Consider the following 24,996-nt stretch of genomic DNA (forward strand, 5'->3'; position numbering starts at 1 on the left):
TCGCGAAGGGCCGCAAAACGCGGCCCTACTACTCAGAGTTAAACAGCTCCAGCTGTTCATGCGCCCCGCGCAAGTCCCTCAGCCTCACCCCCACCCCCAGCAAACGCACCGGCTTGCCACCCCGGGCGAACGCCTGGCGTAGCAGCTGACGGTAGCTTTCCAGGTCCCTGCCCGCCCCTGCCTGCTCCATCGTCGTCTGGCTGAAGTCATGGAACTTGACCTTGACGAATGGCTTGTCCGGGCGGTAACTGCTGTCCATCCGGGCAATCCTCTGATCGAGGCTGTCAAGCAGCTCTGGCAACCGTTCAAGGCAACTGGCCAAGTCTGGCAGGTCGTTGTCATAGGTATTTTCCACACTCACCGACTGCCGGCGGCTATCGTTGTGAACCGCTCGCTCGTCAATCCCTCGCGCCAACCCCCAGAGCCGCTCGCCAAAACTGCCGAATTCACGCGCCAACGCCAGCCGCGACCATTCACGCAAGTCAAGACAGGTGTCGATCCCCAGGCGGTTCAACTTGTCGGCGGTCACTTTGCCCACGCCATGCAACTTGGCCACCGGCAATGCAGCCACAAAGGCCTCGACCTGCTCCGGGGTAATCACGAAGATGCCGTTGGGCTTTCGCCAATCGCTGGCGATCTTGGCCAGGAACTTGTTCGGCGCCACCCCCGCAGATACCGTGATATGCAGGGTGCGGGCAACCCGCCGGCGAATGTCCTCGGCGATTCGCGTAGCGCTTCCGGCATACCACTGGCTGTCGCTGACATCCAGATATGCCTCATCCAGCGACAACGGCTCGATCAGCTCGGTGTAGTCACGGAAGATGGCGTGAATCTCACGCGAAGCTTCCCGGTAAGCGTCGAAGCGCGGCTTGACGATTTCCAGGTCCGGGCAAAGCTTCAGGGCATGGCGGGACGACATGGCTGAACGCACGCCATAGGCGCGTGCTTCATAATTGCAGGTGGCGATCACCCCTCGACGGTCAGGAGCCCCCCCCACGGCCATGGGGCGACCGGCCAGGCGCGGGTCGTCACGCATCTCGATGGCGGCGTAAAAACAATCGCAGTCGATGTGGATGATCTTGCGCAAAGACATTGATGACGGCCACCACTGTAAATTCATACAGATAGTAGCGCATGCCGCTGGCGGTGAAACAGTCTGCGTCGATAATCGGCTTGCAAGGCCCGTCGCGCCTGACCCGCAGCCAGGCATAAACGCTAAGAGGTTGAACGAAAAAGAGTTTTCTATAATTTTGCTTGACACGGGCGAAGAAACCCGTAGAATTCGATCTCACAGGCGCGGGATGGAGCAGCCTGGTAGCTCGTCGGGCTCATAACCCGAAGGTCGTCGGTTCAAATCCGGCTCCCGCAACCAGATTCGAGAAAAGGCCACTGTTAACGCAGTGGCCTTTTTCTTTTGCCCCGATTTATTCGGCAAAGGAAAAATCAAGATAAATCAATAAGTAGCGCTTGACATCAAGTGCTTACGCTGTAGAATTCGATCCCACAGGCGCGGGATGGAGCAGCCTGGTAGCTCGTCGGGCTCATAACCCGAAGGTCGTCGGTTCAAATCCGGCTCCCGCAACCAGATTCAAGAGAAGGCCACTGTTAACGCAGTGGCCTTTTTCTTTGCCTCAGAAATCGGCACTTGACTTAAGCGTCCAGATCTATAAAATGCGCCCCTCTGACGCGGGATGGAGCAGCCTGGTAGCTCGTCGGGCTCATAACCCGAAGGTCGTCGGTTCAAATCCGGCTCCCGCAACCATATTCGTCAGAACAAACCCCGCCTGTGTAAAAGCAGCGCGGGGTTTGTTGCATTTCGTCGCCTGTTAAATCCTTGGCGTTCACCCAAACCCGTCCGTTTGAGGTGTCGACCTGAGGATGAACTATCTTTAACGCTGCCGGACGACTGAAAGTAACGTTGCCCGGAGTAATATCTGGATACGTTTACCAAAGGGACTTTCACTTGGCCGCTGCACACCCCCTCCTCGCGCACCACGCTCGAGGCATTTCATGACATCGCACACTCCCGAACCCCAGGTGCCGCTTGCTTCGGCACTGCCGACTGCTGCCCAGCGCCTGCCTTGGCTTGAGCGAATGAGCCGTTACCGCCAGCCGATTGGCCTGGGCGTGACCTTGCTACTGTTTGCCATGGCGCTGATCGCCTGTCGGCATCTGTTGAGCGAACTGGACATCTACGCCCTGCACGATGCCATGCTCGACGTACCGGCAAAGTCGTTGATCGGCGCCCTGCTGGCCACGGTGGCAGGTTTCGTGATCCTGCTCGGCTACGAGTGGTCGGCCAGCCGTTACGCGGCCGTCAAGCTGCCTGCGCGATCCATGGTAATGGGTGGTTTCAGCGCCTTCGCCATCGGTAACGCGATCGGCCTGTCGATGCTTTCGGGTGGCTCGGTGCGTTACCGCCTGTATGCACGTCAGGGCCTGGGCGCCGCCGAAGTCGCACGCATGACTGTGTTCGCCAGCCTGTCCCTGGGGTGCGCGCTGCCACCGCTGGCGGCACTGGCCACCTTGAGCAACCTGCCGGCAGCGGCTACCGCCCTGCGCTTGCCTTCGACAGTATTGGCCGGCATCGCCATCGCTGTACTGGCGCTCACCGCCGTGCTGGTGATCGGGCTGTATCGCCGCCGCCTGCCAGAACAGCCGCTGGCTGATAACCTGCTGGTCCAGTTGGGCCGTCGCACCCTGCGCCTGCCCGGTGGCCGCCTGGCGGCCCTGCAATTGCTGATCACCGCGCTGGACGTGGCTGCTGCCGCCACAGTGCTGTACTTGCTGCTGCCGCAAGCCCCGCCCTTCGGTGCCTTCGTGCTGGTTTATCTGCTGGCCCTGGCGGCTGGCGTGCTCAGCCATGTACCGGGTGGCGTCGGGGTGTTCGAAGCCATCCTGCTCGCCGCCTTCGCCGACCAGCTTGGCGCTGCCCCTCTGGCTGCCGCCCTGCTCCTGTACCGACTGATCTACGTGGTGCTGCCACTGCTGCTGGCCTGTGTCCTGCTGCTGGCCAACGAAGCACGCCGCCTGCTGTTTGCCCAGCAAGCGATCAAGGCGGCATCGGGTCTCGGCGCACCGATCCTGGCGATTCTGGTGTTTCTCTCGGGCGTGGTGCTGCTGTTCTCCGGCGCCACGCCGGAAATCGATACACGCCTGGAGCACATGGGCTTCCTCGTACCCCACCGGCTGATCGATGCCTCGCACTTCGGCGCCAGCCTGATTGGCGTGTTGTGCCTGCTGCTGGCCCAGGGCCTGCGCCGGCGCCTGTCTGCCGCCTGGCTGCTGACTACCATTTTGTTGCTGGTGGGCGCACTGCTGTCGATCCTCAAAGGCTTCGACTGGGAAGAAGCCAGCCTGCTGACCCTGACCGCCGCACTGCTGGCTGTTTTCCGCCCTTCGTTCTACCGACCGAGCCGGCTGCTCGAACTGCCGTTCTCACCGGTGTACCTGGTGGCCAGCGCCTGTGTGGTCGGTGCATCGGTGTGGCTGCTGCTGTTTGCCTACCAGGATGTCCCCTATACCCACAAGCTGTGGTGGCAATTCACCCTCGACGCCGACGCCCCACGTGGCCTGCGTGCCGCCCTGGGCAGTGCGGTGCTGCTGGTGATCGTCGCCCTGACCTGGCTGCTGCGCACCGCTCGTCCGGTGATTCATTTGCCTGACGAGGCCGAACTACAGCGCGCCAACCGCATCCTGCTGGCCTCCGACCAGCCCGACGGTGGCCTGGCATTGACCGGCGACAAGGCCTTGCTGTTCCACCCCAGCGACACTGCCTTCCTCATGTATGCCCGTCGCGGTCGCAGCCTGGTGGCGCTGTACGACCCGATCGGCCCCGCCCAGGAACGCGCCGAGATGATCTGGCAGTTCCGGGACCTGTGCGACCTGCACCACGCCCGCCCGGTGTTCTACCAGGTGCGCGCGGAAAACCTGCCGTTCTACATGGACATCGGCTTGACTGCCCTGAAGCTGGGCGAGGAAGCGCGGGTTGATCTGCGCCGCTTCGACCTCGAAGCCAAAGGCAAGGAAATGAAAGACCTGCGCTACACCTGGAACCGGGGCGGCCGGGATGGCCTGAGCCTGGAGATCCACGAACCTGGCCAGGCACCGCTGGCCGAACTCAAGGAGATCTCCGACGCCTGGCTCGGCGGCAAGAACGTTCGCGAGAAGGGCTTCTCGCTGGGGCGCTTCAGCCCCGAGTACCTACAGCACTTCCGTATCGCCCTGATTCGTTTCCAGGGCCGGCCGGTGGCCTTCGCCAACCTGCTGGAAACCCACAGCAACGAATTGGCCAGCCTCGACCTGATGCGCGCTCACCCCGAGGCACCGAAGCTGACCATGGAATTCATGATGATCGGCTTGATCCTGCATTACAAAAGCCATGACTACGGCCGCTTCAGCCTGGGCATGGTCCCGCTTTCCGGCCTGCAGCCGCGCCGCGGTGCACCCTTGACCCAGCGCCTGGGCTCGATGGTGTTCCGCCGTGGCGAACAGCTCTACAACTTCCAGGGCCTGCGGCGCTTCAAGGACAAGTTCCAGCCGGACTGGGAACCTCGTTACATGGCCGTACCAGCCGGGCTCGACCCACTGGTAGCACTGGCCGATACTGCCGCCCTGATTGCCGGCGGCCTGACTGGATTGGTGAAACGCTGATGATCCGACGCTATTGGCTGTACGTAGTGATTCCCCTGTTGCTGGCCGCCCTGGCTGGCGCTGCGGGCTTTTGGCTGTGGGCCCGCCCTGCCCCCGAGGCACGGCTGGAGCAGCTGACCCTGAATGACACCAGCATCATCCGCGTCACCCCGGGCGTGCATGCCAAGGCCCGAGTCGCCATCGGCGTGCCCCAGGACCAGGCCCTGAGCGACAAGCAGTTGCTGGACCTGAGCCAGGCTGGCGAGGCGCAGCTGGTTCAGGTGATCCTGCCGCCGAACGACTGCACCAGGCAGCAACAGGCCATGGACCAGGCGCTGACCCAGCTGTCAGACAAACCGACCCTGGTCGCCGGCATCGGCCCAGGTGCGGCCCAGGCATGGCGCTGGCTGGCCACCCAGAGTGACGACAAGGCACGGGCCATCTCGGTCGATTTCACCCTGGAACAGCCAGGCTGCAAGGTCGAGCTGCCGAAGTCGGCCGCCCACGGCCACTGGAACGTCGCCTGGAACGACAACCCGGACGACGCCAGTGCCGCCTTCGTGCGCGACCAAGCCAACGCTGAAACCAGCATCAGCGACTATGACATTCACCTGCCGCAGGTACTCAAGGCCCAGCTGACCCAGGCCCTGGTTGGCCGCGACGGCAACGCCCTGGCCATCCCGGTGGTGGAAGTCCCGGCCGGGCAAACCACCGACACCGTCACCCTCTTCCTGTCCGGTGACGGCGGCTGGCGCGACCTGGACCGCGACGTCGCCGGCGAGATGGCCAAGCTGGGCTACCCGGTGGTCGGTATCGACACCTTGCGCTACTACTGGCAACACAAGACCCCGGAGCAAAGCGCCGCCGACCTGTCGGAACTGATGCAGCACTACCGCCAGAAGTGGGGCACCAAGCGTTTCGTGCTGACCGGTTACTCGTTCGGTGCGGACGTGCTGCCGGCCATCTACAACCGCCTGCCGGCCGAAGACCAGCAGCGTATCGACGCAGTCGTGCTGCTGGCGTTCGCCCGTAGCGGCAGCTTCGAGATCGAAGTCGAAGGCTGGTTGGGCAAGGAAGGTCAGGAAGCGCCTACCGGGCCGGAAATGGCCAAACTACCGGCGTCCAAGGTGGTGTGCGTGTACGGCGTGGAAGAGACCGACGAAAGCGGTTGCACCGACAAGACTGCGGTGGGCGAGCGCATGAAGCTGCCAGGCGGCCACCACTTCGACGAGAACTACCCGGCGCTGGCCAAGCGCTTGATCGACGAGATCGAGACCCGTCAGGGCAAGTCCAGCGTCGCTGCACAGAACTGAAAATGATTGGGGCCGCTTTGCGGCCCTTCGCGGGCACGCCCGCTCCCACAGGATTGCGCTTTCCCTGTGGGAGCGGGCGTGCCCGCGAAGGGCTGCAAAGCAGCCCCAATAACTCAGATCTCGACCTGGGTACCCAGCTCGATCACCCGGTTCAGCGGCAAGTTGAAGAAGCGCAAGTTACCGTTGGCATTCTTCAGCAGGAACGCAAACAGGTTGCCCCGCCAGCGCGACATCCCCTCCAGACGCGACGCAATCACCGTTTCCCGGCTGAGGAAGTAGGTGGTGCGCATCGGGCTGAAGTCCAGTTCGTCCAGGTGACACAACCTCAATGCCGCCGGCACGTCCGGCTCGTCCATGAAGCCGAAGTGCAGCAACACGCGGAAGAAGCCATCACCGTAGGCCTCGACCTCGAAACGCTCGTGCTCCGGCACCCGAGGGCGATCTTCACTGACCACTGTCAGCAGCACCACCTGGCTGTGCAGCACCTGGTTATGCAGCATGTTGTGCAACAGCGCATGAGGCACCGCATCTGCACGCGCCGTCAGGAACACCGCCGTGCCTTCGACCCGATGCGGCGGCTGCACGCGGATGCTGCTGATGAACACCGGCAATGGCAGCCCGCCCTCGTCAATGCGCTCGACCAGGATCTGCTTGCCGCGCTTCCAGGTACTCATCAGCAGGTACAGCACCAGGCCAGCGAGTACCGGGAAGGCGCCGCCTTGAACGATCTTCGGTACGTTGGCGGCGAAGTACAAGCCATCGACCAGCAGGAAACAGACCACCAGCGGCACCGCCAGCATCGGCGGCCACTTCCACAGCAGCAGCATCACCGAGGCCACCAGGATGGTGGTCATCAGCATGGTCCCAGTCACGGCCACACCGTAGGCCGCGGCCAGTGCGCCGGACGACTCGAAGCCGATCACCAGCAGCACCACGCCGACCATCAATGTCCAGTTAACTGCGCCGATGTAGATCTGCCCCTGCTCGTCGCTGGACGTGTGCTGGATCTGCATGCGCGGGATATAGCCAAGCTGGATGGCCTGACGGGTCAGCGAGAAGGCCCCCGAGATCACCGCCTGCGAGGCAATCACCGTGGCCATTGTCGCCAGCCCGACCATCGGCAGCAGGGCCCAGCCCGGCGCCAGCAGGTAGAACGGGTTGCGCGCCGCGTCCGGGTTCTGCAGCAGCAGCGCGCCCTGGCCAAAATAGTTGACTACCAGCGCCGGCAGCACCAGGGCAAACCAGGCACGGGCTATCGGTTTGCGGCCAAAGTGGCCCATGTCGGCGTACAGCGCCTCGGCGCCGGTCAGTGCCAGCACCACCGCACCGAGTATGGCCACCCCCATGCCGGGGTGAACGATGAAGAAATTGACCGCCCAGACCGGGTTGAACGCCTTGAGCACTTCCGGGCTCTGGCTGATGCCATGCACGCCCAGGACGGCCAGCGCCAGAAACCAGGTGACCATGATCGGGCCGAACAACTTGCCGATCTTCTCGGTGCCATGCTTCTGCGCCACGAACAGCGCCACCAGCACCACCAGCGAGATGGGCACCACCCAGTGGTCGATACCTTCGAACGCCAGGCCCATACCCTCCACCGCCGACAGCACCGACACGGCCGGGGTGATCATGCTGTCGCCGTAGAACAGCGAGGCGCCGATCAGCCCACAGATGAGCATCAGCGAACGCAACCGCGGGTATGCAGCCGTTGCCCTCAGGGCCAGGGCGGTGAGCGCCATGGTACCGCCCTCGCCCTGGTTGTCGGCGCGCAGGATGAACATCACGTACTTGAACGACACCACCCACAGCAATGACCAGAGGATCAGCGAGAGGATCCCCAGCACACCGTCATGGTTGACCGGCACCCCATAGCCGCCAGTAAAGACCTCTTTCAGGGTATACAACGGGCTGGTACCGATATCGCCATACACCACCCCGACCGCTGCCACCAGCAGCCCCAGTGACCGTGTCGCGCCTTGCTTCCCCGCGTGCCCGCCTTCGGCGTGACTGCTTGCCTGAACCATCGAACACTCCCGCAGATGGCCTTGAAGGCCGGTAGAATTCACTCCTGCGTCAGGGACATGCAGTGCCCCCACGCAATGGCGCGAAGCATAGCGCAGCGTTCGTCGCTTTTCTGCTGGTCAAGCGACCGTGCGCTCGCTAGAATTGCGCACTTTTTGATCAGAGGCGCCAAAAGCGCCCGTCAAGATCGCCCCCTTCTGCTGCGGGCGAACTGCATTCAATACCGAGGTTAGTCATGTCCACCACTCCCGCCACCCCCAAGGTTGGTTTCGTCAGCCTGGGTTGCCCCAAGGCCCTGGTCGATTCCGAGCGCATCCTGACCCAGCTGCGCATGGAAGGCTATGAAGTCGTGCCCACCTACGAGGACGCCGATGTGGTGGTGGTCAACACCTGCGGCTTCATCGACAGCGCCAAGGCCGAGTCGCTTGAGGTGATCGGTGAAGCGATCAAGGAAAACGGCAAGGTCATCGTCACCGGCTGCATGGGTGTCGACGAAGGCAATATCCGTGACGTGCACCCAAGCGTGCTGTCGGTCACCGGCCCGCAGCAGTACGAGCAGGTGGTCAACGCCGTGCACGAAGTGGTGCCTCCCCGCCAGGACCACAACCCGCTGATTGACCTGGTGCCACCGCAGGGCGTCAAGCTGACCCCGCGCCACTACGCCTACCTGAAGATTTCCGAAGGCTGCAACCACAGCTGCAGCTTCTGCATCATCCCGTCGATGCGCGGCAAGCTGGTCAGCCGCCCGGTCGGTGAAGTGCTGAGCGAGGCCGAGCGCCTGGTCAAGGCCGGCGTCAAGGAAATCCTGGTCATTTCCCAGGACACCAGCGCCTACGGCGTCGACGTCAAGTACAAGACCGACTTCTGGAACGGCCGCCCGGTCAAGACCCGCATGCTCGAACTGTGCGAAGCGCTGAGCAGCCTGGGCGCCTGGGTACGCCTGCACTACGTCTACCCGTACCCGAATGTCGACGACGTGATCCCGTTGATGGCCGCCGGCAAGATCCTGCCGTACCTGGACATCCCGTTCCAGCACGCCAGCCCGAAAGTACTCAAGTCGATGAAGCGCCCAGCCTTCGAAGACCGGACCCTGGCACGCATCAAGAACTGGCGCGAGCAATGCCCCGAGCTGGTGATCCGCTCGACCTTCATCGTCGGCTTCCCTGGCGAAACCGAGGAAGACTTCCAGTACCTGCTGGACTGGCTCACCGAAGCCCAGCTCGATCGCGTCGGCTGCTTCCAGTACTCGCCAGTCGAAGGCGCCCCGGCCAACGACCTGGGCCTGGAAGAAGTGCCGGATGACATCAAGCAGGACCGTTGGGACCGCTTCATGGCTCACCAGCAGGCCATCAGCGCCGCTCGCCTGCAACTGCGCATCGGCAAGGAAATCGAAGTGCTGATCGACGAAGTCGAGGAACAGGGTTCGGTTGGCCGCAGCTTCTTCGATGCTCCGGAAATCGACGGCAGCGTGTTCATCGACGGTAACCATGGCTTCAAGCCGGGCGATAAAGTCCGGTGCCGCGTGGTGGATGCCGACGAATACGACATGTGGGCCGAGCCGGTTTAAAGCCGTCGGCGCATGAAAAAGCCCCTGCCGGGTATTCCCACTGTGGAAATACCCGGCAGGGGCTTTTTTCGTCAGAAGGTGTGAAAAACCATCATTCCAGCCTCTGCATCGGGGCTGGCATCGGAAAAACCCTTCACCGCATACAACTGCACTTTCCATTCCCGGTTGAGTTTGTGGGTGAGGAACAGTGTCAGTTCCTGAATTTCCGACCCCGTCGAGACGACCTTTTGCCGCCAGTCGTACGAGGCACCAGCCGACGAACCTTTCCCCACGGGAATGGCAAAGCCCAGGCTGGTGAATATCGGATCTTTGAAATCGCTGCCAGGCGGGTCACCGAACTTCTTCCAGCCGAGGGTCGCGAAGCCGGTGATTGGGCCGAATGCCTGGGCGATATCGACCTGGCCGGTGTAATCGTACTCCCCCGTGCCCAGGCACTGCTTTTCATCGGCAGTGGGAAATTTGACCTTGCCGATGAGGTCCAGCATCAGGCCACCGTCACGGCCATCGAGCAGCGCATAAGCCGCGCTGGCTACCGTGTCACCCAGCCCACTCTCCACCGCATGGCATCCACCGGGCAAGGGGTCACCATTGGGCCCCACTTCAGGGTTGGTAATGCGTAGCCAGGGCACGGTGACTTTGTAAGTCATGGGGCCGGTTTCATACTTGCCGACCACAGGGACATACCAGATTTCCGAAGTGGTACCCGTGCCGTAGTCACCACTCGAATAGTCCATGCCAATCGAGGCGCTGAAGGTATCGGCCGGGGCCGAGGCACTGCTACAGAACAACAAACAGGCGAAAAGAGGGAGCGCGGGTCTCATTTGCACCTCGGTATTGCGTCGGGAAGTGTGAACGGACTAACCCAGCCTAGTTGCCTAATGCCCGGACCGCTCCGGATGCTCGACTTTTTCGACCTTCTCTGCCGTCTCAGGCCTTTCGACCTTTTCGACTTTTTCTACCGTTTCAGGCTTTTCGACCCGTTCGATCTTTTCTACCTTTTCGACTTTCTCGACTTTTTCAGGCTTCTCGACCCTATCTACTTTTTCAGGCTTCTCGACCCTATCTACTTTTTCAGGACGTTCGACTTTTTCCACTTTCTCGACTTTCTCGGGCTTTTCGACCTTCTCTATTTTCTCGACCTTTTCCACCTTCTCCACTCTTTCCAGCTTCTCGAGCTTTTCCACGCGATCGGAACTACCACTGTTGCTGGTCTCGCGTTGCTCCACGGTATCGACCTGTACCGACTTACCGGACTTGTCCTCAACGTCCATGCTGCCATGATCATTGGCGCCGCCACCGGCACTGCGCCCATCGTGGTCATCACCGCTTTGGCTGCGGATGCTGGAGGTACCACGCTCACCCTGGCTGCTGTTGCCCGAACTGCCCGAGCTGCTTGTAACGTGCACGCTGTTACCCCCGGAACGCCCTGCGCCCGAATGCTCTGCGCGGTCGTCATCGAGCTCGACGCGGGATGCCCGCAGCTCGTGGGTAGCACTGAATACGCCGATTACTCGCACCCGTTGGTCGAGCGCGATGGACGCGGGCTGCTTGCCGACGACCACGGTATCCTGCCCCAGGGTCACGTTGATGCCGCCGACCACCAGCTGACGCGCCTGCGTGCGCTGCACCAGCCCTTCGATCACCATCGTCTGCCCCCGCCCGGCAAACGCCAGGCTCGGGTCAGGGCGCGTTTGCGCCACTTCCAGCTGGCTGCCGGTCCATTGGCCGCGCACCAGCATTTCCCGCGCCGGTGCCACAGGTATGCCCAATTTGAGCCCCTGAAGGCTGCCGGGGTGATCGATTGCGCCAATGGCACTGGCCTCGCTGAGCCCTGGCGCCCGCTCGATACGGCTAGCGACCACTTCGCCTGCAGCATCGCGCAGGCCGCTGACCCTGACCGGTTCGCCCGGTCGCAGCCCTTCTGCCACCCGCGCCCCGGCTGCCAGGCGCACGGGCTGGCCCATGACCCGCAGCGGCCCCGAAGCATTCGGCAGTGCCGTCAGCGGCCCCTCGTAAACGTTGAGGATCGCGATGCGCCCGGCTTGCAAGCCGCGCGGTGTGCCATACGCCTCCACCGCGACCACCTGGCCGATCGCCAGATGAGCGCTGCTGGCAGGGGCACCATTTTCACTGACAGGTACATCCTTGGCGTAGTGCACCTCCTGGCCATTGACGCAGATCGATGCGAACCCGGTGATGGTGCCGACGATACCAGTACCACCAGTGCCGCCCGGGCGCTCGATCGGCGCGCCGCCCCCAGTGCCACCGGGGCGCTGCTGAAGCGGCGCACCCGTGCCCCCCATACCACCGGTTCTGGCGCCGGTGCCGCCAACGCCCCCCGGCAACTGCATGCTCGCAGCACCCGCCATGCCCACTTCATCACGGCTGACGCACACTGGCGCTGCTACCACATTGGCAGGCGCCCCCAGGTCCAGCCCGAAAACAAGGACCAGTGCAACGAGACTGAGGCGGCGCACGAAAGGCGTCATGAGTCGGCGGCCTTCGACGAATCGGGGTCAGTGGCTTCAGAATAGAAATAGAGCCCGACGGTGATGCGCTGACGCTGCCCGTGGCTTGGCTCGTCGGTGCTTTCCAACTCGGCTGCCAGCCGGCTGAAGGCCAGCAGGGTTTGCATGCCATCCTGGCTGACGGCTTCGCGCAGCGTGTCGACGCTGGCCGGGGTCAGGGCGTCGTAGTGCACGCTGCGTTCGAAAAACGGCAGGCCTTCGCCACTGAGGTTGTGCACCGCTGCGCAGGCGTGATCGTGCAGGTTATGGCCAAAATATGCGGCCTTCTCATCGAAGCCCTTCTGCGGTACGAATGCCTGGGCCTCGAGGTGGACGCGGTCCTGATCATCGAGGCGGACGACGCCCAGGCGCAGCCATTCATCCAGCACTACCCGCCCACGGATATCCGTGCTGACCTTCGCCACCAAGGCGTCGAAAGAACAATCGCCGCCAACGCTGGCCAGCCTTGGCAGGGCCAACGCCTGGCCGGCCTGCGAGCAGAATGGCGGGCTACGGGTCCATACATTCACCAATTGCGCACCTAAGGTGATGTTTTCCGGCAGCGCCGCGGCAGACGCGTCACTTTCACTTCGCAGCCGCCGCACATCCTTGCGATGCACCCCGGTCAGCAGGCTGATGCGACTGTCGGTCGGCACCTTGTCGTCCAGGCGAAACTCGCGATGCGCCACATCGACGAATACTTCCTTGAGCACGTCGGTGAACATCGTATAGGTCACCCCTTTGCGCAGCATCAGACGCACCAGAGGGCGCATGATCCTGCGCAGTGCACTCAACATGGATGGAGGGATAGAGGGCGATTGCATGGAGCGCATTCCTTGAACTGTGAACCCAGTATGCGGGAAAACATCCCACACGACTGTAACCACTTCTCACCGAGGATGAGAAAAAGCTGTCAGCGCTCACTGCAAACGCATGATGGGACCGGACCTGGGGCCGCACATACAAAACCCGTCCGTTGGGTCTTGTATGGGCTTTTCACTGCCAATCAGCTCCTGTCATCCCCGATTTCACCGCCGGCATGAGCACCGCGGTCATCAGCCTGTTCGCGACCCACATGGTTGCCGTTATCGTCACCAGGTTCACCACCAACGTGATTGCCACGATCGTCGCCAGGTTCACCGCCGACATGATTGCCATGATCGTCACCGGGCTCACCGCCAACGTGGTTGCCATGATCATCACCCGCTTCAGCATGGTTACTGCTGCGACCGGAATTTGCATTGCCATCGTGACCCTGGCCTGCGTCACCATGGCCACTGCCACTATTGCCGCCATGGCCGCCACCACCGCTGCCGCCGCCGTGACCACCGCCACCGCCACCACTACCGCCGCCGTGACCGCCGCCACCGCCACCACTACCGCCGCCGTGACCGCCGCCACCGCCACCACTACCGCCGCCGCCGTGACCACCGCCACCGCCACCACTACCGCCGCCGCCGTGACCACCGCCGCCACCGCCGCCACCGCCGCCACCGTGACCACCGCCGCCGCCGCCGCCGCCGCCATCCTTGGCATATGCGCTGGAGCCATGAGAAATCGAATCTGGAATCAACACGATGGCCGTCGACAGCACGCCTGCAACGGCGACTGCCAGTAGAGCCCTTTTGAACAGCATGTGGATTTGCATTTTCCGTCTCCAGGTCTTCGCCATGAGAACGCTAATCAAGCGGGAATCTGTTGTAGGTAGTTTCTCTTCATCGCGTGGGATTTTTTCCCACGCATTATTAATAGACCTATCCCTCCCACGCTTCAAGCTGCGCACAACGCAGCTGACCAGTGGTTGGCCTGCTATGTTTTCCCTATCGCCTTGGAGGAATACCGGCATGCATTCGGCCCTCACGCTGCAGACACCCCGGTACAGCGACTACAGTGAGTTGGTGCAGATCTGGGAAGACTCGGTGCGCGCAACCCATGACTTCCTGCCAGAGGCCTATATCCTGTTGCTCCGCGAACAAGTGCTGCGCCGCTACCTTGATGCCGTGATGCTGATCTGCTGCAAGGATCGCCAGCGCATCTGCGGCTTCGCCGGCGTCGCCAATGGCTGCGTGCACATGTTGTTCGTCGCACCGAACTACCGGGGCAAGGGGGTTGGCAAACGCCTGCTGCGTTATGCGATCGACGAATTGAATGCCGAACGCCTGGACGTCAACGAACAGAACCCGCAAGCCCTGGGCTTCTATTTGCACGAAGGCTTCCAAGTGGTTGGCCGTTCGGAAACAGATGGCTTGGGGCAGCCCTATCCCCTGCTGCACATGAGGCTGATTCCTACAGTGTCCTAGTACGGCGTCCGAATATGCCGTGGTCTGCGTCCCAAATGGCGCATTTGACACACATTCCCATCATCAACCGCGCACAGGCAGGTACAATGTCAGTCTTTCCCTGCCTTGCGAATTGCCCCATGTCCGAACCCGTCCGCCTGTCCAAACGCCTCATCGAGCAGCTGGGTTGCTCCCGCCGCGAGGCCGAGCTTTACATCGAAGGAGGCTGGGTCACGGTCGATGGCGTGGTGGTGGAGCAGCCCCAGTTCAAGGTTGACAGCCAGCGGGTAGAACTGCTGCCTGGGGCACGCACCGAGGCATTGGAGCCAGTCACCCTGCTGATGCATCAAGCGGCCGGTGTCGACAGCGAAACTGCCCGTGCCAGCATGAACATGGGCAACCTCAGCGAGGCTCACCGCGAAGGGGTACGGCCCCTGCACGGGCATTTTGCCCGGCTATCCTGCCTGGCGCCGCTGGAACGTGGCGCCAGCGGCCTGCAGGTGTTCACCCAGGACTGGCGGGTTACCCGCAAGATCGACGCCGACCTGCGCCGCATGGAGCAGGAATACATCATCGAAGTGCGCGGCGAGACCACACCCCAGGCCCTGGAGCGCCTGGCGCGCGGTGCGATGCGCAATGACCGGGAACTGCCCAAGGCCAAGGCCAGCTGGCAGAACGAGACCCACCTGCGCCTGGTGGTGAAAAACCCGCAACCGGGGCAGATCTCCGAGCTGTGCGCCTACCTGCGCCTGGAAGTACTGGGTATGCGCCGCATTCGCCTGGGGGGCGTGTCGATGGGCAAGCTGCCCGTAGGGCAGTGGCGTTACCTGGCAGCCACCGAACGTTTCTAAGCAATAAGCCACGCCTGCGGCGTGGCTACTGAACAGGATTTTGCAGCAATGAACCACAACGATGTCCTGCGCAGCTTGCGCTACATGCTCAAGGTGAACGACGCCAAGATGGCCGAAATCATCGCGCTGTCCGGCCTCGAAGTTAACCCGATCGTGCTCGCCACCTACTTGAAGAAGGAAGACGAAGCCGGTTTCGTGCGTTGCCCGGAGCGGGTCATGGCGCACTTCCTTGACGGCCTGGTGATCCACCGCCGTGGCAAGGACGACAGTCGCCCGGCGCAGCCCGTCGAGTTGCCGGTGACCAACAACACCATCCTGAAAAAGCTGCGGGTAGCCTTCGAGCTCAAGGAAGAAGACCTTCACGCGATTCTCAAGGCGGTAAATTTCCCGGTGTCCAAGCCTGAGCTCAGCGCGCTGTTCCGCAAGGTCGGGCATGACAACTATCGCCCCTGCGGCGACCAGTTGCTGCGCAACTTCCTCAAGGGCCTGACCCTGCGCGTGCGCGGCTGAGTGGCCATGCAGCATACGGTTGCACCTGTCGGCATCATCCGCTCCTGCTTCAAGGAGAAATTCGCCATCCCGCGCCAGCCACAACTGGCGCCAGCCGCCCGTGGGGTGCTGGAGCTGCTGCCGCCGTTCGACCAGGGCGATGCGGTGGCCGGGCTGGAGCAAGTCAGCCATGTCTGGTTGCTGTTCCTGTTCCACCAGGCACTGGAAGACAAGCCACGCCTGAAAGTGCGCCCGCCGCGCCTGGGCGGCAACAAGAGCATGGGCGTGTTCGCCACCCGCGCCACTCACCGCCCCAATGGCATTGGCCAGTCGGTGGTGCGCCTGGAGGGGGTGGAGCCAGGGCGTCTGCTGCTGTCCGGGATCGACCTGCTGGACGGCACGCCGGTACTGGATATCAAACCGTATGTGCCTTACGCCGACAGCGTTGCCGGGGCAACCAACCTGATGGCCAGTGACGCGCCGGTCGCGATTGCCGTTGGCTGGAGCGACACTGCCCTGCCCCAGGCCCACGCGCATGGGTTGCGCCTTGGCGAGCCGTTGGTGGAGCTGATTGAGCAATGCCTGGCGCAGGACCCGCGCCCGGCCTATCAAGTGCCGCCACCGGAGCGGGTGTACGGCGTGAAGCTCTGGGACGTGCAGGTCCGTTGGCATTACCCGCAACCGAATGATATCCAGGTCCTGGAAGTCGTGCGCGAAGACTGAGGAGGCCCCGCCTTGCAGGCATAAAAAAAACGCAGACCCGGGTCTGCGTTTTTTCGTTGCTTCGTTCGTCTTATTTCTCGACGAAGGCACGCTCGATCAGGTAGTCACCCGGCTCGCGCATACGTGGAGAAACCTTCAGGCCGAAGCTGTCGAGCACTTCGCTGGTCTCGTCGAGCATGCTCGGGCTGCCGCAGATCATCGCGCGGTCGTCCTCTGGGTTGATCGGTGGCAGGCCGATATCGGTGAACAGCTTGCCGCTGCGCATCAGGTCGGTCAGGCGGCCCTGGTTTTCGAACGGCTCGCGGGTCACGGTCGGGTAGTAGATCAGCTTCTCACGGACCGACTCACCGAAGAACTCGTTCTGCGGCAGGTGCTCGGTGATGAACTCGCGGTAGGCCACTTCGTTGACGTAACGCACCCCGTGAACCAGGATCACTTTTTCAAAGCGCTCGTAGGTTTCCGGGTCCTGGATCACGCTCATGAACGGCGCCAGGCCGGTGCCGGTGCTCAGCAGGTAGAGGTGCTTGCCCGGCTTCAGGTCGTCGAGCACCAGAGTGCCAGTCGGCTTCTTGCTGATGATGATCTCGTCGCCTTCCTTCAGGTGCTGCAACTGCGAGGTCAGCGGGCCGTCCGGAACCTTGATGCTGAAGAACTCCAGGTGCTCTTCCCAGTTCGGCGAAGCGATGGAATAGGCGCGCATGAGCGGACGGCCGTTGTCCTGTTGCAGGCCGATCATCACGAACTGACCGTTCTCGAAGCGCAGGCCCGGGTCGCGGGTGCACTTGAAGCTGAACAGGGTGTCGTTCCAGTGGTGCACACTGAGGACACGTTCGTGGTTCATGTTGCTCATCTAAGGGGCTCCTGAAGAAAAACGCAGCGCGCAAGACGCGCAGTTGCGCGATAGTTTAGGGGTAGCCACAATATCTGTTAACTGAATTATCAAGATATGTGTTATCGGTTATATAGATATGCGATTTACACTTCGTCAGCTTCAGGTATTTGTTGCCGTGGCCCAGCACCAGAGTGTGTCGCGGGCGGCCAGCGTGCTCGCGCTTTCACAATCGGCAGCAAGCACCTCCATTACCGAGCTTGAGCGGCAGTCGAGCTGCCAGCTTTTCGACCGAGCCGGCAAGCGCCTGGCGCTCAATGCCTTGGGCCATCAGTTGCTGCCCCAGGCCGTCGCGTTGCTTGACCAGGCCAAGGAGATCGAAGACTTGCTCAATGGCAAGTCCGGCTTCGGCTCGCTGGCGGTCGGCGCCACGCTGACCATCGGCAACTACCTGGCCACCCTGCTGATCGGCAGCTTCATGCAGATTCATCCGGAGAGCCAGGTGAAACTGCATGTGCAGAACACTGCACATATTGTGCACCAGGTCGCGCAATACGAAATTGACCTGGGTCTGATCGAAGGTGACTGCAACCATCCGGACCTTGAAGTTCAGCCGTGGGTCGAGGACGAACTGGTGGTGTTCTGCGCACCGCAACATCCCTTGGCCAAGGCCGGCCGCGCCGATGTCGAAGCCCTGTCGCAGGAAGCCTGGATTTTGCGCGAGCAGGGCTCCGGCACACGCCTGACCTTCGACCAGGCCATGCGCCATCACCGTACCAGCCTGAACATTCGCCTGGAACTGGAACACACCGAGGCGATCAAGCGTGCCGTGGAGTCGGGGCTGGGTATCGGCTGCATTTCCCGCCTGGCCCTGCGCGATGCCTTCCGCCGCGGTAGCCTGGTGGCGGTCGAGACGCCGGAACTGGACTTGATGCGCCAGTTCTATTTCATCTGGCACAAGCAGAAATACCAGACCTCGGCGATGCGCGAATTTCTGGAATTGTGCCGCGGCTTCACTGCGGGCTTTACCCGCAGTGACGAGATCGTCTTGCCGCCAATCGCTTAGAGCAGAATCACGCCCCACACCAGTGCGACCATGGTCAGCGCCACCAACTGTGCGGCGCTGCCCATGTCCTTGGCGTTCTTCGACAACGGGTGGCGCTCCAGCGAGATGCGATCGATGGCGGCTTCCACTGCCGAGTTGAACAGTTCGACGATCAGACCGAGCAGGCATACGGCGATCATGATTGCCCGCTCGGCACGGCTGATCGGCAGCCAGAAAGCGATCGGGATCAGCAGCACGTTGAGCAGCACCAGCTGGCGGAAGGCGGCTTCGCCCTTGAAGGCGGCGCGCAGGCCGTCCAGTGAGTAGCCGGCGGCGTTGAAAATGCGTTTCAGGCCGGTCTGGCCTTTGAATGGCGATGTCATGTGAGTCACTTCACAGCAGAAAGGCCAGCAGACTAGTGCGGCGCGGGTCAAAAAAGCGTGAATCCGGGCACCCTCAGTTACTGGCAACCGATTCAAGTTGTTGCAGCAACAGCGCGGCCTGAGTGCGGGTGCGCACACCCAGCTTGCGGAAGATGGCCGTCACATGAGCCTTTATGGTCGCTTCCGACACGCTCAGCTCATAGGCGATCTGCTTGTTCAACAAGCCTTCGCAGACCATGGTGAGCACGCGGAACTGCTGTGGGGTGAGGCTGGCCAGGCCTTCGCTGGCGGCCTTGGCTTCCGCCGAAACATCGACCTTTTCGAAGGCTTGCGGTGGCCACCAGACCTCGCCATCAAGCACTTTTCTCACGGCATCCTGAATGACTTCAAGGCCGCTGGACTTCGGAATGAAGCCGCTGGCTCCGAACTCGCGGGATTTGACCACCACCGCGGCCTCTTCCTGCGCCGAGACCATTACCACCGGAATCTGCGGGTACTGGCCACGCAACAGCACCAGCCCGGAGAAGCCATAGGCACCGGGCATGTTCAGGTCCAGCAGGACCAGGTCCCAGTCGGCCTTTTCGCTCAGGCGGGTTTCCAGTTCGGCGATGCTCGCCACTTCAACCAGTCGCACATCGGCGCCCAGGCCGAGGGTAACGGCCTGGCGCAGCGCGCTACGAAACAGTGGGTGGTCATCGGCAATCAGGATTTCGTATGTGGCCATCGATCTATGGATCCTGTTCTGTGCCAGGCGCATGCGGAGTAGTAAAGCGCCGGGCGGGGAATCGGCGCCAAGGATGCCGAGCACGGCCGGAAGTGGTCAAGCCGACTACCCTGCCGTCTCGCCCACCCTGGCTGCCAGCCCCGACATTATGAACCAAAGTGAGCCATATGCCCCTTGGACTATAGGAAGGTATGCAAACGCTGGTGGGTGTCGTCCTGATCATCCAGTGGCAGGCGACGCTTGCCGCTCAGGTAATGCAGGCTGAATACATCCAGGTAGGCGTCCAGCGCCTGGGACGCCTGGCTGTCACCCGCCAGGTCCAGGCACATGGCCGCGACTTCGGCGGTGCAGAAATGGTCGTCACGCTTGGACCGACGCAGGCGATAGCGCGACATCTGCTCGGCTTGCAGGCTCAGCACCGGGAAGCGATCAAGATACGGGCTCTTGCGGAACATCTTGCGGGCTTCGGTCCAGGTGGCATCGAGCAGGATGAACAACGGGCGCTTGCCCGGCTCGCGCACGACCTCGCTGACCACCCGCTCCCGGGCGACGAACTCGCCCGGAAAAACAATGTAGGGCTGCCACTGCGGATCGTCGAGCAACGCCAGCAGGCGCTCGTCCACCGAAGTGCGCAGCCAACCGAAGGCGCTTGTGTCTTCGATCAGGTCGGCGATCAGCCAGCCGGTGTTGGTTGGCTTCAACGGCTCGGTGTCATGCATGAGCAGACACACGCCTGAGTCGGCCTGCACCTTGGGCTTCCACGCACACAGGCAGTGGGTGGCAATTACACGGCAATCGGGGCAACGCTCGGCGCGTGAACCACGGGCAATGAAAGGCTTGTTGCTGCGTGCCAGACGCTCGGCACGCAGGCGTGCTACCGCGTGGCTCATGCTGGCAAGCCTGTGGACGGGTTGTGACTGGACACTGCAGGGACTCGGAAGGTGCAAAACGCCAGTCTACCAGAGCAGGCGCCATTTGGCCGTGCAGCGGAGCCAACCGGTCCCTTATAATCAGCGGCACTGGCCACCATGAATTTGCCCGCGATGCAGCCGGCTTCATGGAACGCCCGCCGCCGGCGCATGTCAAAGCGCCAGTCATCGAACCAGGAGAGATTCATGCTGCGTCTTATCGTCCCGACCCTGAGCCTGTTGCTCGCCCTGCCGTTGGCAGCCCAAGCTGCCTCCAAGCAGGAGTTCGAGCTCAACAAGTTGCTGCAGAAGGTCGCCACGGAAAGCAGTGTCGGCACCCCACGCGCGATCAACGAAGACATTCTCGATCAGGGCTATACCGTTGAAGGCAAGGCGCTGATCAACCACCTCAGCGTCCGCGCCGAGCATGCCGCACGCATGCAGCAGAACCCGGAGCAAGTGCGCAGCCAGCTTGGTGACAGCGTTTGCCGCAACAGTGGTTTCCGTAACCTGATGTCCAAAGGGGCGGTGATGGTCTACCGCTTCAGCGTGTACAAGACCAACCAACCGGTCATGGACCAGGCCTTCGATGCGGCCAGCTGCACCGCTGGCAACAAGAAGAAGTGATTAGGTAACCCGCTCTCCCTCGGCGCGCCGCGACTCTTCGTCGGCGCGCATCTCCGCCAGTAACGCCTGCAGGTAGCGTGACTGGCACTCGAGCGCTGCCAGCCTGCGGCGGCACTCTGCTTCCAGGCTTACATGGTGATCCTGGGCTGCATTTTCCAGCTGCTGATAGAGCTGCCGGTCTACCTCGATGACCAAGCGATGCATACCGCCACCTCCTGCATCGACACGTTTCGCTTCTCCAGTTAACCAAACCCACCACAAGGCTGGTCGCAGGCCGACGAGTGGCCACGGTGATCCCGTCTGCACGATCAGGCGCAACGGTCTAGATTGATAGCGAGGACTCGCAAAACAACAAGATCCTGCACCAAGGCCTTGAAGGCCTACTGCAATGCTCGGGATGCACACTCGAGTCACGGCAGCCAGCGACACACGCAGTGTCGCGGCCGTGCCACACCATCGGCCCGGTCAGAGGTTTTGCTGCAGAAGGAGACGTTGAATGCCTTACCAATCCAATGAACACCTGTTCAATCACTTCAGGGACCATGGCATCGACCTGGGCAAGATCGACCAGCAGCTGCAACTGGTCGCCCCGGACAGCCCCAACCTGCCGCTGTACCGCGACATGATGCTCACTGTCTTGCGCATGGCCCATGACGACAGCGACCGCTGGAGCGCCAAGATCACCCTGCAGGCCTTGCGCGAACTGGACCACTCGTTTCGCATGCTTCAGCGCTACCGTGGGCGACGCAAGGTCACCGTGTTCGGCTCGGCACGCACCCCGGTGGAACACCCGATGTACGCCCTCGCCCGTGAGCTGGGGGCGACCCTTGCCCGCTCCGAACTGATGGTCATTACCGGGGCCGGCGGCGGCATCATGGCGGCGGCGCACGAAGGTGCCGGCAGTGACCATAGCCTGGGTTTCAACATCACCCTGCCCTTCGAGCAACACGCCAATCCCACGGTGGATGGCACCGACAAGCTACTGCCCTTCCACTTCTTCTTTATTCGCAAGTTGTTCTTCGTCAAGGAAGCCGATGCACTGGTGCTCTGCCCCGGCGGCTTCGGCACCCTGGATGAAGCGCTAGAAGTATTGACGCTGATCCAGACCGGCAAAAGCCCATTGGTGCCGGTGGTACTGCTGGACTCACCGGGCGGTACGTTCTGGCAGGACTGCCTGGCGTTCATCAGCCGTCAGCTCGAAGAAAACCGCTACATCCTGCCCAGTGACCTGAAGCTGCTGCGCCTGGTGCACAGTGCCGATGAGGCGGTGGAAGAAATCAACCAGTTCTACAGTAACTACCACTCCAGCCGCTGGCTGAAAAACCAGTTCGTGATCCGCATGCACCATCGGCTCAGCGAGGCTGCACTGCATGACATACAGGAGGGGTTTGCCGACCTGCGCCTGAGTGGCCGTTACCACCAGCACGCCGACAGCGGTGCCGAACACGAGGTGGGCAACTTCAGCCATCTGACGCGACTGACGTTTGCCTTCAACGGGCGTGATCAGGGACGACTGCGCGAATTGGTCGACTTCATCAACTTGCCGGAAAACTGGGCCAAGCCGGAGCCAATGCATACCACCCAGCGGGCTCGGGAAGCGTTGAAGGTCAGCTGAAGAGCAATTGCGGGACAAAGCAAAATGGCCTCATCGCCGGCGTACCGGCGATGAGGCCATTTGACTAGTAATCATCCAGATCCCGGCCGCTGAGCAGTCTGCCGATCATGTCCATGGGGAAACCGCGGTAAGCAAGAAACCGGGTCTGCTGGGCACGAGTTCGGGGATCCTGGGGGCGTTGCCCAGCGAATTTGCGCTGCCAGGTGTCTCGCAACAGTGCCGCCCAATCCACTTCGCTTTCACGCAGGGCCTGCTCGATATCACTGCGGTTCAGCCCGCGCTGGCCAAGCTCTTCGCGAATACGCGCAGGGCCATAACCGGCACCTGAACGGTATCGGATGAAACTCTCGAGGTAACGGGCTTCGCTAAGCAGCCCTTCTTCGGCGAGCCGATCGAGCGCGGGCTCGATCAGTTCATCCGGGGCACCGCGCTGACGCAACTTGCGTGTCAGCTCGAAGCGACCATGCTCGCGGCGTGCGAGCAGGTCCATGGCTGTCCGCCTGACGGCAACGGGGGTGTCGAGTACGGCGGACATACCAGCTGCTATCAATAACCGGCGTCGGCGTCAGCCATGTCGTCGGCATCGGCTTCAGCGGCAGCAGCCTTACCAGCTTCGGCAACGGCACCGGCCTTGAGCAGCTTCTCGCGAATCTGCTTCTCGATTTCGGCACCAATGGCCGGGTTCTCTGCCAGGTACTTGGCCGCGTTAGCCTTGCCCTGGCCGATCTTGTTGCCTTGGTAGGCGTACCAGGCACCGGACTTCTCTACCAGGCCTTGGGAAACACCCAGGTCGATGATCTCGCCGTTGCGATAGATACCCTTGCCGTACAGGATCTGGAACTCGGCCTGACGGAACGGAGGCGAGACCTTGTTCTTGACGATCTTGACGCGGGTTTCGCTACCGACCACTTCATCGCCTTCCTTGACCGCGCCGGTGCGACGAATGTCCAGGCGCACCGAGGCGTAGAACTTCAGGGCGTTACCACCGGTGGTGGTTTCCGGGCTACCGAACATCACGCCGATCTTCATACGGATCTGGTTAATGAAGATGACCAGGCAGTTGGCGTTCTTGATGTTACCGGTGATCTTGCGCAGCGCCTGGGACATCAGACGGGCCTGCAGGCCGACGTGCATGTCGCCCATTTCGCCTTCGATCTCGGCCTTCGGCACCAATGCAGCCACGGAGTCGACGATGATCACGTCAACGGCATTGGAGCGCACCAGCATGTCGGTGATTTCCAGGGCCTGTTCGCCGGTGTCCGGCTGCGAGACCAGCAGGTCATCAACGTTGACGCCCAGCTTGCCGGCGTATTCAGGGTCAAGGGCGTGTTCGGCGTCGACGAAGGCACAGGTTGCGCCGTTCTTCTGGGCTTCGGCGATGACCGACAGGGTCAGCGTGGTTTTACCCGAGGACTCCGGGCCGTAGATTTCGACGATACGGCCTTTTGGCAGACCGCCGATGCCGAGCGCGATGTCCAGGCCCAGGGAGCCGGTGGAAATGGCCGGGATGCCTTGGCGCTCGTGGTCGCCCATGCGCATGACTGCGCCTTTGCCGAATTGGCGTTCGATTTGACCCAGGGCCGCAGCCAAGGCGCGCTTCTTGTTGTCGTCCATTGAAATCCTCACGTGTTCGACGTGGCCCTGACGGCCGGAATACCTGTATAAGTAGCCAGTATTATTCCACAGGCAAGCGCGCGCGCAAACCCCTGTCGTCGATTTACTCGGCACCAAGCTGTAACAAGCCGTCTAACGCAGCGATCACCGTCTGTCGGCGCACCGCTTCGCGGTCACCGTCGAAGTGCCGGCGCTCGCTGCTGACATGGCTACCATCGGCCCAGGCGAGCCACACGGTCCCCACCGGTTTGGCCGGCGAACCGCCGTCCGGCCCGGCCACGCCGCTGACCGCCACGGCAAAGCGTGCACCGCTGGCGGCCTGGGCACCGCGGGCCATGGCCTCGACCACCTCCTGGCTGACCGCGCCAACCTCGGCGAACAGCGCCTCGGGCACATTCAGCAGGCGGGTTTTCTGGGCATTGGAATAGGTCACGTAACCGACCTCGAACCAGGCCGAGCTGCCAGGTATACGGGTGATGGCCTCGGCAATGCCACCGCCGGTGCAGGATTCGGCGGTGGTCACTTGCGCGCTGAAGCGGCGCAGGTGTTCGCCAAGGCGAGTGGCGAGAACGGTGATCGGGTCCATGGGTGGGTCCTTGAAGGGCCTGAGGAGGATGGGGACACCGTAGCATTTGGGGAAAGGAATGGGGATGGTTGATGATTGATCGATGTCGGCTGAGTGCATGCCTTGAAAGCTTCAGCGCCTGTGAGATCGAGCGCCGCCCGCGCGGCGCATCGCGGGCAAGCCCGCTCCCACATCTGTTTCGGGCCAGTTACTCCTGTACCGCCAACAGGATCCGCCTTGGTGCATGACTGGAGACCGGTGGAGCGGCATCAGCGCCCACCGAGAAATATCGCCATGCCCCTG

Annotated in this window: 24 protein-coding genes and 3 tRNA genes; 14 read left to right on the top strand and 13 right to left on the bottom strand. The window is 62.2% G+C overall.

Going from position 1 to position 24,996, the window contains the following annotated elements:
- Nucleotides 1-28: 28 nt before the first annotated feature.
- Entirely contained in the window at nucleotides 29-1,087 is a 1,059-nt protein-coding gene (gene dinB, locus APH33_RS01270) for a DNA polymerase IV (protein ID WP_177332326.1), read from the bottom strand.
- Nucleotides 1,088-1,295: 208 nt separating this feature from the next.
- Between dinB and APH33_RS01275 the strand changes: the two genes are divergently transcribed.
- The 5 genes from APH33_RS01275 (at nucleotide 1,296) to APH33_RS01295 (ending at nucleotide 5,945) form a co-directional block, all read left to right on the top strand.
- Nucleotides 1,296-1,372 (top strand) — tRNA-Met (locus APH33_RS01275).
- A 136-nt stretch (nucleotides 1,373-1,508) separates the two neighbouring features.
- A tRNA-Met gene (locus tag APH33_RS01280) sits at nucleotides 1,509-1,585 on the top strand.
- 100 nt (nucleotides 1,586-1,685) lie between these two features.
- Nucleotides 1,686-1,762, top strand: a tRNA-Met gene (locus APH33_RS01285).
- Between the two features lie 332 nt (nucleotides 1,763-2,094).
- Nucleotides 2,095-4,653 (top strand): bifunctional lysylphosphatidylglycerol flippase/synthetase MprF, encoded by a 2,559-nt coding sequence (gene mprF / locus APH33_RS01290; protein ID WP_371263231.1) that lies wholly within the window; start codon nucleotides 2,095-2,097, stop codon nucleotides 4,651-4,653.
- Nucleotides 4,653-5,945 carry a virulence factor family protein gene (locus APH33_RS01295; protein WP_054883414.1) on the top strand — a complete coding sequence of 431 codons (1,293 nt, stop codon included), beginning with the start codon at nucleotides 4,653-4,655 and terminating at the stop codon, nucleotides 5,943-5,945. The genes mprF and APH33_RS01295 overlap by 1 nt, the downstream gene beginning before the upstream one ends.
- Nucleotides 5,946-6,058: 113 nt before the next feature.
- Here the strand turns inward: APH33_RS01295 and APH33_RS01300 are convergent, their stop codons facing one another.
- A complete protein-coding gene (locus APH33_RS01300) occupies nucleotides 6,059-7,969 on the bottom strand; it encodes a potassium transporter Kup (RefSeq protein WP_054883415.1) in 1,911 nt (636 codons plus the stop codon).
- Between the two features lie 233 nt (nucleotides 7,970-8,202).
- On the opposite strand from APH33_RS01300, the gene rimO reads away from it, so the two are divergent.
- A complete protein-coding gene (rimO, locus tag APH33_RS01305; RefSeq protein WP_054883416.1) occupies nucleotides 8,203-9,534 on the top strand; it encodes a 30S ribosomal protein S12 methylthiotransferase RimO in 1,332 nt (443 codons plus the stop codon).
- Nucleotides 9,535-9,605: 71 nt separating this feature from the next.
- Here the strand turns inward: rimO and APH33_RS01310 are convergent, their stop codons facing one another.
- The 3 genes from APH33_RS01310 to APH33_RS01320 are packed head-to-tail and all read right to left on the bottom strand — an operon-like array spanning nucleotide 9,606 to nucleotide 12,865.
- Nucleotides 9,606-10,355, bottom strand: coding sequence for a hypothetical protein (locus APH33_RS01310; RefSeq protein ID WP_054883417.1), 750 nt, complete (start codon nucleotides 10,353-10,355; stop codon nucleotides 9,606-9,608).
- Between the two features lie 54 nt (nucleotides 10,356-10,409).
- Nucleotides 10,410-12,023: a DUF5666 domain-containing protein gene (locus tag APH33_RS01315; protein WP_054883418.1), complete on the bottom strand. Its 1,614-nt coding sequence runs from the start codon at nucleotides 12,021-12,023 to the stop codon at nucleotides 10,410-10,412.
- Complete coding sequence (locus APH33_RS01320) at nucleotides 12,020-12,865, bottom strand: DUF6502 family protein (protein ID WP_054883419.1); 846 nt, start codon at nucleotides 12,863-12,865, stop codon at nucleotides 12,020-12,022. The genes APH33_RS01315 and APH33_RS01320 overlap by 4 nt, the downstream gene beginning before the upstream one ends.
- Nucleotides 12,866-13,080: 215 nt before the next feature.
- Between APH33_RS01320 and APH33_RS27870 the strand changes: the two genes are divergently transcribed.
- The 5 genes from APH33_RS27870 (at nucleotide 13,081) to tsaA (ending at nucleotide 16,383) form a co-directional block, all read left to right on the top strand.
- Nucleotides 13,081-13,659, top strand: a complete 579-nt coding sequence (locus APH33_RS27870) for a hypothetical protein (protein ID WP_054883420.1) — start codon at nucleotides 13,081-13,083, stop codon at nucleotides 13,657-13,659.
- 226 nt (nucleotides 13,660-13,885) lie between these two features.
- Nucleotides 13,886-14,341: a GNAT family N-acetyltransferase gene (locus APH33_RS01330; RefSeq protein WP_054883421.1), complete on the top strand. Its 456-nt coding sequence runs from the start codon at nucleotides 13,886-13,888 to the stop codon at nucleotides 14,339-14,341.
- Between the two features lie 119 nt (nucleotides 14,342-14,460).
- A complete protein-coding gene (locus tag APH33_RS01335) occupies nucleotides 14,461-15,171 on the top strand; it encodes an rRNA pseudouridine synthase (RefSeq protein ID WP_054883422.1) in 711 nt (236 codons plus the stop codon).
- A 48-nt stretch (nucleotides 15,172-15,219) separates the two neighbouring features.
- Nucleotides 15,220-15,681, top strand: coding sequence for a DUF1456 family protein (locus APH33_RS01340; RefSeq protein ID WP_054883423.1), 462 nt, complete (start codon nucleotides 15,220-15,222; stop codon nucleotides 15,679-15,681).
- Between the two features lie 6 nt (nucleotides 15,682-15,687).
- A complete protein-coding gene (tsaA, locus tag APH33_RS01345) occupies nucleotides 15,688-16,383 on the top strand; it encodes a tRNA (N6-threonylcarbamoyladenosine(37)-N6)-methyltransferase TrmO (RefSeq protein WP_054883424.1) in 696 nt (231 codons plus the stop codon).
- 70 nt (nucleotides 16,384-16,453) lie between these two features.
- On the opposite strand, the gene fpr is transcribed toward tsaA, so the two are convergent.
- Complete coding sequence (gene fpr / locus APH33_RS01350) at nucleotides 16,454-17,233, bottom strand: ferredoxin-NADP reductase (protein ID WP_054883425.1); 780 nt, start codon at nucleotides 17,231-17,233, stop codon at nucleotides 16,454-16,456.
- Between the two features lie 118 nt (nucleotides 17,234-17,351).
- On the opposite strand from fpr, the gene finR reads away from it, so the two are divergent.
- Entirely contained in the window at nucleotides 17,352-18,278 is a 927-nt protein-coding gene (finR, locus tag APH33_RS01355; RefSeq protein WP_054883426.1) for a LysR family transcriptional regulator FinR, read from the top strand.
- Here the strand turns inward: finR and APH33_RS01360 are convergent.
- From APH33_RS01360 to APH33_RS01370, 3 genes are all read right to left on the bottom strand, one after another.
- On the bottom strand, nucleotides 18,275-18,640 hold the full coding sequence (locus APH33_RS01360) for a diacylglycerol kinase (protein WP_054883427.1): 366 nt from the start codon (nucleotides 18,638-18,640) through the stop codon (nucleotides 18,275-18,277). The genes finR and APH33_RS01360 overlap by 4 nt on opposite strands.
- 73 nt (nucleotides 18,641-18,713) lie before the next feature.
- On the bottom strand, nucleotides 18,714-19,364 hold the full coding sequence (gene erdR / locus APH33_RS01365; protein ID WP_054883428.1) for a response regulator transcription factor ErdR: 651 nt from the start codon (nucleotides 19,362-19,364) through the stop codon (nucleotides 18,714-18,716).
- A gap of 179 nt (nucleotides 19,365-19,543) precedes the next feature.
- On the bottom strand, nucleotides 19,544-20,254 hold the full coding sequence (locus tag APH33_RS01370) for a tRNA-uridine aminocarboxypropyltransferase (protein ID WP_054883429.1): 711 nt from the start codon (nucleotides 20,252-20,254) through the stop codon (nucleotides 19,544-19,546).
- Between the two features lie 225 nt (nucleotides 20,255-20,479).
- Here APH33_RS01370 and APH33_RS01375 point away from each other — a divergent pair, with 225 nt between their 5' ends.
- Nucleotides 20,480-20,899, top strand: coding sequence for a quorum-sensing-regulated virulence factor family protein (locus tag APH33_RS01375; RefSeq protein ID WP_054883430.1), 420 nt, complete (start codon nucleotides 20,480-20,482; stop codon nucleotides 20,897-20,899).
- On the opposite strand, the gene APH33_RS01380 is transcribed toward APH33_RS01375, so the two are convergent.
- A complete protein-coding gene (locus APH33_RS01380; RefSeq protein ID WP_054883431.1) occupies nucleotides 20,900-21,103 on the bottom strand; it encodes a hypothetical protein in 204 nt (67 codons plus the stop codon).
- A gap of 292 nt (nucleotides 21,104-21,395) precedes the next feature.
- On the opposite strand from APH33_RS01380, the gene APH33_RS01385 reads away from it, so the two are divergent.
- Nucleotides 21,396-22,514 (top strand): LOG family protein, encoded by a 1,119-nt coding sequence (locus tag APH33_RS01385; RefSeq protein WP_054883432.1) that lies wholly within the window; start codon nucleotides 21,396-21,398, stop codon nucleotides 22,512-22,514.
- Between the two features lie 64 nt (nucleotides 22,515-22,578).
- Here the strand turns inward: APH33_RS01385 and recX are convergent, their stop codons facing one another.
- The 3 genes from recX to APH33_RS01400 all read right to left on the bottom strand — a co-directional run bounded on the left by recX (nucleotide 22,579) and on the right by APH33_RS01400 (nucleotide 24,714).
- The gene (gene recX / locus APH33_RS01390; protein WP_054883433.1) at nucleotides 22,579-23,049 is read right to left on the bottom strand and encodes a recombination regulator RecX; all 471 of its coding nucleotides are present in this window, start codon (nucleotides 23,047-23,049) and stop codon (nucleotides 22,579-22,581) included.
- A gap of 11 nt (nucleotides 23,050-23,060) precedes the next feature.
- Nucleotides 23,061-24,128 carry a recombinase RecA gene (recA, locus tag APH33_RS01395; protein ID WP_054883434.1) on the bottom strand — a complete coding sequence of 356 codons (1,068 nt, stop codon included), beginning with the start codon at nucleotides 24,126-24,128 and terminating at the stop codon, nucleotides 23,061-23,063.
- A 103-nt stretch (nucleotides 24,129-24,231) separates the two neighbouring features.
- Nucleotides 24,232-24,714, bottom strand: a complete 483-nt coding sequence (locus tag APH33_RS01400; protein ID WP_054883435.1) for a CinA family protein — start codon at nucleotides 24,712-24,714, stop codon at nucleotides 24,232-24,234.
- Nucleotides 24,715-24,996 lie beyond the last annotated feature (282 nt).

It is taken from the genome of Pseudomonas sp. NBRC 111130, from assembly GCF_001320485.1.
In the GTDB taxonomy this organism is placed as follows: Bacteria; Pseudomonadota; Gammaproteobacteria; order Pseudomonadales; family Pseudomonadaceae; genus Aquipseudomonas; species Aquipseudomonas vlassakiae.